This is a genomic window from Chryseobacterium sp. MEBOG07 (assembly GCF_021869745.1).
GTDB lineage: Bacteria > Bacteroidota > Bacteroidia > Flavobacteriales > Weeksellaceae > Chryseobacterium > Chryseobacterium viscerum.
This window is the reverse complement of sequence record NZ_CP084579.1, coordinates 4,266,180-4,279,052: the sequence shown is the minus strand read 5'-3', so window position 1 is coordinate 4,279,052 and position 12,873 is coordinate 4,266,180. Positions and strand designations below refer to the sequence as shown.

Sequence of the window (12,873 nt, the reverse complement as noted above, 5' to 3'; positions counted from 1 at the left end):
GGTACAGCGGTTTTTTTGTGTAAAGATCTTTTACAATTGAAAAAAATCAAATAAATTTAGAGAATAAAAATTACACAAATGGATTTACTTGATGATCTTCTCCCCATCTTATTTTCGGTTTTCGTAGGAGGTATCATAGGAATTGAACGGGAATACCAGCTGAAGTCTGCAGGGCTGAGGACGATGATTCTGGTGACATTGGGATCGTGCTTATTTACCATGCTTTCCATGAGTTTGGGAGGTCCCGGAAGTCCGGATCGTATAGCTGCCAATATTATTACAGGAATAGGCTTTGTAGGAGCAGGAGTGATCTTTAAAGAAGAAAACAGAGTGTCTGGCCTTACAACAGCCGTTACAATATGGATTTGTGCTTCTCTGGGAATGACAATAGGTGCAGGATATTATGAGGAAGCTACTGTGGGTTCCATTGTCGTGTTTTTACTGCTTATCATGTTCAAATATGTTCAGAATATCATCGAAAAGATCAGCATTCGCTATACGTATCAAATGACACTTCCTTACCAAGATGGAATAGCAGAAAAATATGAGCAGATTTTCAAAGAACACCATCTGAAATCAGTCAGAGGAAAACAAGTGAGAATTGGAGATCAATATACCATTATCTGGCGTGTACAGGGAGCTGCGAAAAAGCATGAAATATGTACAAAGATTCTGCTTAACGATCCGTCTATTGAAGAATTCCGATTTTAATTACATAGTAAAATAAATCTCATCTATATTCATAAACATCAGGGAAAATCTGTGCAACCTGCGGAAAAAAACAAAAAATAGGACTGGAACAAACCAATCCTACCCAAACATGATTAAGTGTATAATTGAGCCATAAATGGCTACAAGGAATTAAGTTGCACAAAAAGATTTTTATTGATCCTTAATCAATGCTTCTTTTGATACTAATTAAAAAACTAACTATGTAACCTTTCGCTAAGTTTACCCTGTAAAATTAGGATGTATTACTTCCTCTCGGAGCAAAAGTTAAACTGATGCAGCAAAATAAGTAAGTGAAACGGTATTTTCATCCTATGAAACGGATGGAGTAGAATCTGTCGGCTTTTTATTATTCTCCGTTTATTTTAACCAATCAGTTGCCATGATAACATCGGCCTGTCTTGGGAAAACTTTATTCATTAGCACATTATGTACCTCTTCATCCCCGTCTTTGCAGCAGTCTTCAATCACAGTGAGTCTGTAATCTTTATCCGAAGCTTCTCTTAAGGTCGATAAAACAACTCCGCTGGTGGATACTCCGGTCAGTACCAGATGCTGAACATCCAATCCCCGTAAAACAACCTCAAGATCACTTCCGGTAAAAGCGCTAAACCTTTTTTTGGTAATGATGATATCTTTTTCTTCAGGACTAAGGTCAGGATGAATAGTTATCCATTCTTTCATGTTGACATCTCCCATATGTTGCTTTAACCCTGAAAATACTTTATTGTTAGCGCTTATTTCCGGCATTCCCTGTCTGAACTCTACTACGATATAAATAACCGGAATTTGGCGGTTTCTTGCGGTTTTGATAACCTCTTTGACATGAGATACCAATTCTTGTGTATCAGGTAAGTTGCTGAGTATTGATGACTGCATATCCATCACCAATAATGCTGTTTTTTTGTTTTCCATTTTAATTATACTTTATTAATGAATTGTTCTTCTGATTCTTCTAAAAGTTGGGTGTTGACAGCTTTGGTCTTATTCTTTTTAAACAATAAACGTCTGAAGACAACGGCAATTAAAATACCTGCAATTCCTTCTATCAACAAGGTTTTTGGCGCTCCTATTTTCTCCGAAACAAATCCGATAAGTACACTTCCCAAAGGCAGCATTCCGAATATGGCAGTCAGCAAAATACTGATCGCTCTTGATCGCATTTCGGGAATCACTTCAGACTGCACAATAATGTTACAGGTGGTAAACTGTGCAACACCTCCCAATCCTGTTAGTGTCGCAAAAAACATAGACCAGTAGAAATTGGTGGCGTACGAAAAACAGATCAATCCAATACTCAGAATAGCTGTACTCAGGATAAGAATGTTTCTCATGGAGGCTCCTTTCTTCATTGAAGCCAGAAATACTGTTCCGAGAACAGCTCCAATCCCAATGAAACTAGATATATAACCGAATGTTTTAGCATCCCCTTTAAAAATTTCTTTTGCATACACAGGAATTAAAGTATCATAGGGCAAGATCAATAAACCTGTAATACTCAGCATGATAATGACCAGACTGATGGATGGTTCTTTTCTCAGATACCTGAAACCTTCAGCTAATTCTGTAAAAGTTCCCTTTTTCGTTAATTTTTTAGGAATAATCTTTATTTTCATCATGGAAATGGAAACCATTACAGCTGCAAAACTGGCTGCATTAATCAGAAAACAAGTTCCTGCTCCGAATTTTTGTAAGATGATTCCGGAAAGGGCAGGGCCTGCTAATTTGGCGATGCTTGCCATGGCTGCACTCAGTGAAAGAGCACTTGGAAGATCTTCATCATCGGTTACCACTTCATTGATCATCGCTTGCCGTGCCGGAATGTCATATGCATTGATAATTCCGAGAAAGACACTCAGCACAATGAAACTCCATATGTTTTGATGCCCGGTCATTACCAGGAAAGCTAGCACAGATGCCTGAATTAATGATAAAATTTGAGTGATCTGTATAATTTTATAGCGGTTGTACCGGTCTGCAGCAACTCCTCCGAAGGCAGAAAATAAAAAGGAAGGGAACTGTTCCGCAAAAATGGTCAACCCCAGCATAAATGCAGACTCGGTCATACTGTATACAACCCATACTACGGCTGTACGCTGCATCCATGTCCCAAACTGGGAGACAGAACGCCCGAAAAAATATAATGTATAATTTGTACTCCTAAAAGCCCGGAATGTACTGATGTTAGTTATTTTGTTCATGTTTTAAAATAAACCATTTGACAAATAATGTAAAAATGTCAAAATTGAGATAAAAAATTTTTAACCAATATGTTTAATAACCATAGAGGTCAGTGTATTCGCTGTATTGTTCAAATTTTCAAAATTGTTTTTTAAGCCCATTTCGCGCCTTATTCCCCGGATGCTGCTCTGAAGGATGAAGACAATGGTTTCCTGTTCTTCAATGGTAATTTTTGGAATTTCACCATTGTTCATACTTGTTGAAAATAAAGTAAGCAGCAGATTTCTTTCAGCTTCCATCATTCGGTTGTGGGCATCGGTAATATGCTTGGATTTTTCCTCATTGTCCATTCCTGCTTCTATGGCCCTGAAAAACGAAGATCTTTCTTCTGAGGTCTTTACTTTGGCAAGACAAAACTCGTGGATTTTTCCTTCAAAAGTCTTTATTTTCTTCATATTGGCATCAATCTCAGAAATAACTTCCTTGATCAAATTCTCCAGAACCGCCTGAAAAACTTCCTCACGATTTTTATAGTAATAGTAAATAGACGTTCTGCTTTTGCCAAGAGCTCTGGAAATGTCATCCATTGTCACTTTCTTCAATCCATACTTCAGATACAGTCCGGAAGCGGTCTCCAGGATTTGTTGTGAAAGCTGATCTTGTTCTGTATGATATGACATTGTCTGAAATATGAATGCAAAAATAATACAATTTCGACAAAAAAACAAATTTTGTCAAATTGTATAAGTAAGCAATTTTATTAGAAATAGTTTTGGTCTCGATTTCATCATTGATGAAGCTTTATAGTCAGGTTTCCACTTAGAATGAATCAATGTCGTTAATTCCGACTTTTCAGCCTTTAAATAGAGCTTTATGAAAAATAGACTTTGTGTTAAAAAAGGATTATTTAAATCTAAATTAAATTCTATAACTTTTGGCTATTCGTGATTTTGGATAAAAAAAAGACTCACAAAAATTGTGAGTCTTTAAGTGAGCGCGAAAGGATTCGAACCTTTGACCGTCTGCTTAGAAGGCAGATGCTCTATCCAGCTGAGCTACGCACCCATTAAATAGTTTTGAGAAAACTACTAAAACAGTCGGGGCGGCAGGATTCGAACCTGCGACCTCCTGGTCCCAAACCAGGCGCGATGACCGGACTACGCTACGCCCCGAGGGTGTCATCAGTAACGAATTTTACTTCGTTTTTGCGGTTGCAAAGGTATAATATTTTTTCAAATAAAAAAATAAAATGAAGAATAATTTTTAATTAATTTTTCATGAATACTTTTTGATTAATCATACTTATTTAAAAACCATAGTCTTATGTTTTTTTATTATCACTTGCTAAAATGGCTGGCCCTTACCCAGAACTGAGCAAAAAACAAAAAAGACTCACTGTTTCCAGTAAGTCTTTTTTAAGTGAGCATAACAGGATTATCCTCGAACACTTTCGTAGATGATCTATTACAATTGTGTCATTTAAGTGGTTGATTTTCACTGTATATTTTGTGTTTTGGTTTTGTGTGATTTCCAAGGAATGTAAAATTTCTTATATTTTATTTGTAGTATGATAATACATATCTATCAATACATTACTTTCTTCTTCTATCCATAAATCCTCTTTAATAAGTTTGGTGATTAATTCTTGCTCAGATGGCGAATATACTTTTCCATTAAGACCTGAGAAAGCGTTACTGTAATCCCATTTGCTCTTATGCATAAAAGAATCCGTTGGCAAATATTGATGCGGCGGAGAAGGTGTTAGGATTTGAATTTCTGCTCCTCGGGTTTTTAATTTAGTTTTGATACGCTGATATATCTTTAATCCTTCGTGATCCCAATCACAACTGTAATATATCGGATAAGACAATTCCTTTTCATCTATATCGTCGATAATGGAAATATTATTCCCACCAACATACCACAGTTTAACTTCAAGTTGTTTAGCATTCCAAGGTTGTTTTAGGAAGGATTTATTTTCACAAAGTATAATAGCCTTAGGATTGGGATAATCAACCACTAGTCTATATTGCAGATCTTTTGAAGTCTGTGGAAATTCATCAATTTCTAAAATTTTTAATACTGCATTTCGGACACTGTCTCGGAATTTCAGATATTTTGAACCACCATATTCAAACACCTTGGCAGAGAAATCTTCAATATTTGACAGCTTACCTTTTAATTCATTCCTACTTTCATAAACCACCATTAGTGTACGAATATCTTCATCAGTGAATTTTTTGCCTCCATCTGGCCGGATGCCTGCAAGATTAAGAAAGTTGTAGTAGTATTGATAAGCGGTCAGGAAATTATCTTCATAGTATTTTTCATAGCCATCTTGTGTGATCAATATCTTATTATTACCTTTTTTTTGAGTTATAAAATCGGTTTGCGTAATCAAATAACGTATGAAATCTACCTCCTGGATTTTAGCAGTAGTTTTCTTTTTTTCATAAAGATCATGTAAAGCTTTCAGCACTGGCCATGTAAAGTCTTTACTCGGTGGTTTCTTCAAATATTTCATTTATGTTTTCTGTTAGTTGTCCATTGTGAAAGATGCCAAAAGGAGGAACATATGTTAAGCCTGTAGCATCTTTATTATCGTTCATGATGTAAATATACTGTCCTTCATCATTGATGTCACCAGCAGTTTCAATGGACATGGTTACGATTTGATAATTTTCCTTCTTTGCTAACTTGTGCAACATTTCATAATTGCTTCCTAAACCTTCAGCCTCATCAATTGGCATTACTCTTATTCCTAAATGAGTTTTATCCTCTATCAGTGACAATCTGGCGAGGCAAAGCAAGGCATTTGCTGTGTAGGTCTGTCCATTACTTCCCGAATTGCTCTGTCCATCTTCCAATTTGATTTCAAAAAGCAGATCAAAATAAGAGCGGGGATTGAGCAGATCTTGTACTTTAGCCTCTCTTGTCCCATTTGCTTCGCGAAACACACTGATCATAATTTCATCAATGTCCTGTTTATTGTTTGTTTCAAATAATCCAACATCTTGCATCTCGTTGGTTAGCCTTTTTCGAAAAATTTTCATCCAATCATCAGGATAGCCGGCAGCGGGCTTATGTTGTAAAGTAGCATAATTACCTCCTGTGATTTCGTAGCTGGATAAATATTTGGCTATTTTTTGAACTTTGGTCAGGTAATCGTTATAAACTTTTTGTACTTCATTGAACACGTTATGAAGAATTTCTATTTTCCTTGACCCTATACGTTGCAAATCATTAGTTAGTTCCGTGAGCCTTTTTTCAATTTGCTCTCCAATTAGTTCTTCTTGGATCTGCTGTGTAAGAAAAACTGTGGGCAATAGCTTGTTAGCCAGGACGCCAACTGAATAGTCTTGTAAAATCGTTTTATCTTCTATTTCGTTTGAAGCCCACTCGTAGGAAACTTTGAATTTGCTATAAGCATCTGCACTTAGTGATTCTTTGGGCTGATAATCTATTTTGATCAAATCCTGTTCTTCAACAAAATCACGATTGTAATCAACCATAAATTTCAGCTTTGCATCATCTAGCTTTGGTATGATTGAATCATAGGTCTGCTGATTGTGTTCAAACTGTTTTTTTGCTGCATGATATGCTGTTTCGATCTCGCTGGCCATCTCATAAAGCTTATTTAGCGAAGGAAGGATGGTAAATAGTGCATCTTCCTCCATTTGAATTTTTTGCAAGGTTATTTTCTCTAATGACAGCAGATTTTTTAAATCTGCTTCCACTATCAAAAGAATACTTTCTTCTTCCCTTGTTAGTTGCTCGAAATCAGTTGTACCGTATAGTCTTTTTACATTGCTATCGATCAGATTGATTTTCTCTTGGGTCTCTTTATTACGTTGTTGGCGATTCGAAAATGAGCCATAGACTTGGTCATAGTCTTCTTTGCAAATTTGATATGTTGCAAGGTATTGTTCGGAATTTTTAAAAATGGTGAGGTGCTTTTCAAGTTCCCCTGAAGTGAGTTCAGCAATCTCATCTATTTCTGTAAATAACTCGTTTTGGTTTGCCTGGTATAGAGAGACTGCCTTTTCCAATGCCGGATAGCTTTCCAGTTTTTCCTTCAGTTTTTTTAATTGCTCGTGTTCTAGTTTTAATTCTTCAAGTTGCTTCTTCAATGCTTTCAAAGGCTCCCTATCTAACTGGATCTGATCTACTGGTACATCAAGATGCCGTTTTGGAACATTTTCAATAAATTCGTAGATGCCATTCAATTCCAGCCAAAATCCATTAAAGTCTGTTTTAATTGTGACTGGATTTTCAAATAGCTTTTCAGGAAAGGGCAGATATCTTTGTTCAGGTGGATTTGGGGTATTTCTTGATAGAGATTGGAAATGAATGAGCAAACTTTCCTGCTCAAAGCTCAGCGGCAAGTTAAGATTTTCAATTGCCCAATGAGCCAATGATGCTGGATTATCCAGGTCTGAAAAAACGAGCTGTGTCTCTTGTTTAGCAATAGCATGTTCAAGGTTATTCAATTTTTGCAAAGCCAATTGTCCTGCCTTGCCATAATTATTAAACCAAGCTGATTGTTCAAAATCAGATTGTAATTTATGTGCTTCAAGAAAGTTCTCGAATGCTTTAAGAATTTCCAGATCACTGACTTTAGAACGTTCTATTACATACCATTGTCGAATTGCATCTTCATCCTGACGATCTTCGGTGAGCCAATCGGTTACTTTTTCAATTATATCTTTATACTTTGTATTTTCATCCAGTAACTTTTTTGCTTTTTCCAATTCAGCCTTGAGTTTTTCATTTTGCTGCGCTATATTTTTGAGATCATTTCTTAGCTGGGTGACTGTTTGATATTGCTCATTGACATCAGAAAGTTTCATTTTAGCCAATTCTCTTTTGATCAGGATCCTTTTGATACTGGTTGTTTCATTTTCCTCCTTTGACTTTTGAAGTTCTTTCGAAATACGGATATTCTCCTGAAACCAGAAACTTACGTTTTCCAGACTGAACTGCATTTTCAAATCGTTAAAGGATTTGAAGTCACGGAGCACATGCGCAATCTTATCTTCCTTGCTTTTAATAGTAGCAATTTCTTCTAACAAACGTTGGTGTTGTTGCTGATCTACATTGATGTTTTGAACTTCGTCTCGGTATTTATCAATGAGCTGTTTTTGGTCATCGTCTCCAAACAGAAATGTTTTTAGCGCGTCTGAATCTGTAAAGAAGCCTTTTCCTCTTGAAAAAGAACGAATGATGGCTGCATAGCTTTTCAGGCTTTGTGTATTTTGGCTAAGATCCACCGCTAATAAACCATTATCGAAAAGAAGCTGGTGATATTTTTTATTGTTAACACGTTTGAGATAGCCTTTTTGCAAAAAACTTTTCTCTAAATTTTCCAATGTTTCGATGTTTCCGTCTACCAACAAATCCCGATAAAAGACAGGTTCATTCATAGCTGTAAGTTTTTCTTCGAAATCGTAACCGGCTTGAATGATAAAGAATTGCATTTGGCTGCTTGTCGTTTCCAAATACCCGCCCAGTGTAAAATATTTTCGGGGCTCAACCTCTACGTTGATAAAAACATAACCTCGCCCATACTTTCCTCCTGCACTTTTGATTACTAACCCGCTTGTATCTCTTTGTTTTACGCCTTCGGTTCCTGATTTAAAAACACGGGAACCCACCAAAAGTAATTGTATAAAATCAGCAATCAGACTTTTACCACTTCCGCTTTCTCCGCTAAAATCGGTACGGAAATCGTGAAATCGGTAGTCGCAGTTGAAATGTTGCCTTACATTTAGCGTTGATAAACTATAAATCTTTGGTTGAAAATTAATCATGTTCTTTTCGTTTTATAATTTCATCAATGGTTTCAATTTGTGGATAATAAATTCTTCTTAACCTTTCAAATGATGGTTGATAGGTAAAATAGTCGTTGTCATTGGTATCTCTGGCGATCCAACCCAATTGTTCAAATTCTGCAAATGCCTTGTATATCAAAATTCTTAGCTTTTCTTCATTCATATCCGAATCGGCATCACTTTCAATAGATGATACTACCCGTTGCATCTTATTAAGCAGTTCGTCATACTCCTGGTAGAGCAAGTTGATGAAATCAGATATTTTAGATAACTCAATATTACCATCAAGTTTATAAATCTTAAAAAAGATCAGTCCGATCAAAATGTATTCTGACTTCAGGTACCAGCGGTACTGATTGTCTGTTGGGATCTTGCCCCTGGAACCTTCATGAAAGTCGATATAGAAATAAGTATTCCATTCTTCACCTTCTTTTTTGAGCAGCATTTCAAAAAAATCATCATAATAAGCTTGCAAACTGACATAATGCTTATCCAAAAAATTATAAAGCGAAACTGGTTTAGGAAAGTCACGCTGTATGTGCATTCCCGATTTAAGCATATAGTCTAGTTTAGCAAATGTATTTTTTGCTGCTTTATCTAACATAAACGAATAACGTATGTTTAGGTCTTTTTCTGTATCGTCATATTCCATAATGAAAGATTTTGATAATTTGGGTTATGATATTCGTTTTGATCTATCGTTATTTTGTATTGCCAGCTGTTACATTTTTTAATCAGTCTGTGGGCTGTTTTTACAGCGATGTTTAGGTTGTCCTGTTCCTGAGCAAGAATACTGAAGAAAAACGGTGAGAATTCAAGTTGTCCTTCCTGATCTATTTGATCTAGGGCTTTTTTTGCCCAGAATTGTATTCTTGCCTTTATTTCGAGTTTTTCTCTGTTCTTAGCGACTGCATTCTTGGTTTGCTCTAAATCGATTGATCTGACAGCGGGTGGAAGGGGTGCTTTCCTTACAAAATCTTTCTCGGTTAGTATATAAAAACGCGGTACGGACTCGGGAATTCTAATGATTACAGATTCCATATCTTCGGGAAATACAAGTCTTTTAGTTTGGTTTTCCTGACGAATGTAGGACGCATTATCCAACAAATAATGGAGAAATTTGTCTGTTTTTCGATCTAATTCCCTTTGATTGAATTCGAAGATAAATTCTCGAATACGTGGTTTGATCTTGTCGATGCGTACACTCACCTGATCTAAATGATTACGTACATTTTGGTTGTACTGTAACACATGGTTGATGTTGTCCAAAAGATCAAAACTTGCCGGATCTTTAAGCATATCCTGTAAAATATCATCTATATCATAGGTAATTTGAAAACCTGTAGTCAGTTCATGTGCATGTTGTTTAATTTGGTCTAATCCGTCACTAATGGTATCGATTACTTGAAGTATATTCGCCTGAGGTTGTTTTATCTGGAAGCGAAACTCATCCACAGATTCACTCACTTGCTGATCTAGGATTTCAATTTGTAGGGCAAGTTCATTACTTCTCTGGTTGAAATGATCATCCATCCAGATCAGCAGCTGTGGTGGATTTTTTTCAAGGCTTATGATCAATGTATCTAATAGATGTTTAAATAAGCGTTCAATTTTGGCAGGGTGATAGCTTTCTGATAGTCGTTTGAATACCTTCTGGCAAAATTCATCTCCGTAGTTTTTAAATCCATATACTTTTCTTTTCCTGTCTCGCCAAAGAAAGAATTCCTGAAGACGCAGGATAATAGTATTGTTACGATTGATCTCTTCTCTTGGTGAGCCCCCAGATCAATAATTACCTTATTAATTATTTGTATAATCTGGTCTTCCGTAAATTCCTGTTTCTGGTATTTTTGGTACAATGCAAGAATAATCAGCCCATCTTCTTTGTTGGGGATGAGTTGATAATAACGAGGTTTGGCTTCAGAATAGAGATCGATTTCTTTCATGAATCTAAAATTTAGTTATTGAATCTGGTTTTTCTATCAGCCTATTATTTATGTACCACTGAAACACAGAAATAAGTGTTTCATCATTAATGGGATCTTGATTCGACACAGTAGAAGGGTCAATTTCAGATAAGTTCATTCCTTTGGACTTTATTAAGTTTTCATGGAGTAGTTTTACATCTACTACATCTCTAATTGCTTCAAAATTTGACTGGGGGAAGCCAGATTTATAGATGTGAAGTATATCGTCAGCTGAAGATGTCATTTGGATTGTTGGTGTAAAAACCTTCAATAGCTTTAAAGCAAATTCCGGATTATTTTTCTTTTTTAAATGTTTGTTCCAAAAAATTTGTAAGGGCCTTTTATATTTAGATGATCCTACCATCCAAGTTAATATTCTACATAAATTTCCATCTGATAATAATGTGAAAAAATTTTCATCCGTTATGGCATTTTTAAAATTGGAGATGAGTAATTCTTTAATTTTTAATTTATCCTTTTCAGAAAGAATTGCATTTTTTGAATCTTTTTCTTCTTGGAACATTAGCCAATAATGGATCTCCATGCTATAGGATAAAGATTTGCATACTGAAAATAACTTTAACAACAATGACAGTTGATTTTTCTTGGATTGATTTCTGACTAATTTCGTGATCAATATAGCTGATTGAGTATAGGTTGTAGAAAAATATATTTCTTGCTCTTGGGGTAGCGTGTGTCCAAATTCAATTAAGGCCAGAGATAGATTGTTAGCTTGTATTTCGGTTAATGCTTCTTCTTGCATTCTTAATTTCTGTATTAAATCAGATGCAGCATATATATCTATTGTATTATTTAGTTTTATCACTATCTGCTCAATGGTATCTTCTTCAAAATTCTGAATTAAATTTTCAAAATATTTGTCAGGTATATCACCTTCCTGTACTGAATATGAAAAATATCTCTCAAAGTATTTGTCTGAACATATTTTTTTCGCTTTAGTCCATCTTGTGTAAATATCATCTGCATAGCCGGAATTACTATATATAATTTTAAGTTGCGGAAATAACTGTTCAAGCATTCCGATAACTACCTTCTGTTTTTTCTCATCATAAATATCAATTGCTTGCGAAATTTCCTTTTTTATTTCGTCTTGTCTCTGCTTTTTATCTTTATATCCAGAATAAGAATCTCTATCCGTTCTTTCTAAAAACAAGTGTCCGTTATTTCTTACAAAATCATATAAACTTGGGTAGAATATTTTAAGCCCTTCGATAATCATGAGATCACTGATATTAACCTCTCCATTCAATAATGGAAGTGAGAAAGATAAGGTATTAGCAAATCTTATCCCTAGTCTTGGATTATCCATAACAGGAAGAAAAGCATTGTTAAATACTTCTAGAAAATCATTTGACTCACCCTTATTTAAGTCGATTGAAATTTCATCCAAAACTTTATTCAGGAGATATAATGTATATTTTGATAACGCTTTTTTACTTGCTTTAGGGATTTTAATAGGAATTTGTATGATCTTTTCTAAGAAATTATATCCTGCAGATTTACTATCTCCCCCATATTTCGGAGATAATGCAGCAGATACCATCTCCTCATCAAAGGACAAGATATAAGAAGTTCTAGGAAAATCACCCACCAATTTGACCAATTTAAAAACATATTGAACCTCGCTAATATCCAATCTATCAATGTCATCAACAAATACTACTATATTTTTTTGGGATTGAATAATTAATTCATCTATTCTCTTCTTTAACTCCTCAGTTGATGTGCTCTTGAGTTTATTACCCAGCTTTTCTAAACCATCGGTACTAAATCCCATAAACTGAGTGACAGATCCAATAGCTCCGCCATAATCACTCAAAAGTTCTCCAATCTTTTCTTTTTTAGTCTTATCAGAAGCTCCTAATGCTTCTGATATACTTGTGAAAAAAGATTTTAAAAGATGTTGCTCATCGGAGAAAAGCCAGGGATTAAAGTTTACAACAATTGTTTCCTTTGGCAATTCCTGCTGAATAAAATTCATCACGGTTGTTTTACCTTCTCCCCACCGGCCATACAGCCCAATAATTAAAGATTTGTCTATTACAGGCTTTGCGACAATAGAAGCAATGCGTTTAGAAAAATCATAGCGTTGGAAGTAGTCTTCAGATTGTAAGGTAGCAGGTTTGTCTGTATAGATATTCATA

10 protein-coding genes and 2 tRNA genes are annotated in these 12,873 nt (G+C 35.3%); 1 reads left to right on the top strand and 11 read right to left on the bottom strand.

Features of this window, described 5'->3' with window-relative positions; genetic code table 11:
• The first annotated feature begins 78 nt into the window (after positions 1-78).
• Entirely contained in the window at positions 79-711 is a 633-nt protein-coding gene (locus LF886_RS19570; RefSeq protein WP_236851240.1) for an MgtC/SapB family protein, read from the top strand.
• Positions 712-1,089: 378 nt separating this feature from the next.
• Here the strand turns inward: LF886_RS19570 and LF886_RS19565 are convergent, their stop codons facing one another.
• The 11 genes from LF886_RS19565 to LF886_RS19515 all read right to left on the bottom strand — a co-directional run bounded on the left by LF886_RS19565 (position 1,090) and on the right by LF886_RS19515 (position 12,872).
• On the bottom strand, positions 1,090-1,644 hold the full coding sequence (locus LF886_RS19565) for a cysteine hydrolase family protein (RefSeq protein WP_236851239.1): 555 nt from the start codon (positions 1,642-1,644) through the stop codon (positions 1,090-1,092).
• A gap of 5 nt (positions 1,645-1,649) precedes the next feature.
• A complete protein-coding gene (locus tag LF886_RS19560; RefSeq protein ID WP_236851238.1) occupies positions 1,650-2,930 on the bottom strand; it encodes an MFS transporter in 1,281 nt (426 codons plus the stop codon).
• Between the two features lie 60 nt (positions 2,931-2,990).
• The gene (locus LF886_RS19555) at positions 2,991-3,590 is read right to left on the bottom strand and encodes a TetR/AcrR family transcriptional regulator (RefSeq protein ID WP_236851237.1); all 600 of its coding nucleotides are present in this window, start codon (positions 3,588-3,590) and stop codon (positions 2,991-2,993) included.
• A 311-nt stretch (positions 3,591-3,901) separates the two neighbouring features.
• Positions 3,902-3,975, bottom strand: a tRNA-Arg gene (locus tag LF886_RS19550).
• A gap of 32 nt (positions 3,976-4,007) precedes the next feature.
• Positions 4,008-4,082: transfer RNA gene (locus LF886_RS19545), tRNA-Pro, on the bottom strand.
• Between the two features lie 377 nt (positions 4,083-4,459).
• Positions 4,460-5,434: a hypothetical protein gene (locus LF886_RS19540; RefSeq protein ID WP_236851236.1), complete on the bottom strand. Its 975-nt coding sequence runs from the start codon at positions 5,432-5,434 to the stop codon at positions 4,460-4,462.
• Complete coding sequence (locus LF886_RS19535) at positions 5,406-8,720, bottom strand: hypothetical protein (protein WP_236851235.1); 3,315 nt, start codon at positions 8,718-8,720, stop codon at positions 5,406-5,408. The genes LF886_RS19540 and LF886_RS19535 overlap by 29 nt, the downstream gene beginning before the upstream one ends.
• Positions 8,713-9,393, bottom strand: coding sequence for a condensin complex protein MksE (locus LF886_RS19530; protein WP_236851234.1), 681 nt, complete (start codon positions 9,391-9,393; stop codon positions 8,713-8,715). Before LF886_RS19530 ends, LF886_RS19535 begins: the two co-directional genes overlap by 8 nt.
• Positions 9,363-10,319 (bottom strand): hypothetical protein, encoded by a 957-nt coding sequence (locus LF886_RS19525; protein WP_236851233.1) that lies wholly within the window; start codon positions 10,317-10,319, stop codon positions 9,363-9,365. The genes LF886_RS19530 and LF886_RS19525 overlap by 31 nt, the downstream gene beginning before the upstream one ends.
• A gap of 5 nt (positions 10,320-10,324) precedes the next feature.
• Complete coding sequence (locus LF886_RS19520) at positions 10,325-10,687, bottom strand: hypothetical protein (RefSeq protein ID WP_236851232.1); 363 nt, start codon at positions 10,685-10,687, stop codon at positions 10,325-10,327.
• Between the two features lie 4 nt (positions 10,688-10,691).
• Positions 10,692-12,872 (bottom strand): P-loop NTPase fold protein, encoded by a 2,181-nt coding sequence (locus LF886_RS19515; RefSeq protein ID WP_236851231.1) that lies wholly within the window; start codon positions 12,870-12,872, stop codon positions 10,692-10,694.
• Between the last annotated feature and the right edge of the window lies 1 nt (position 12,873).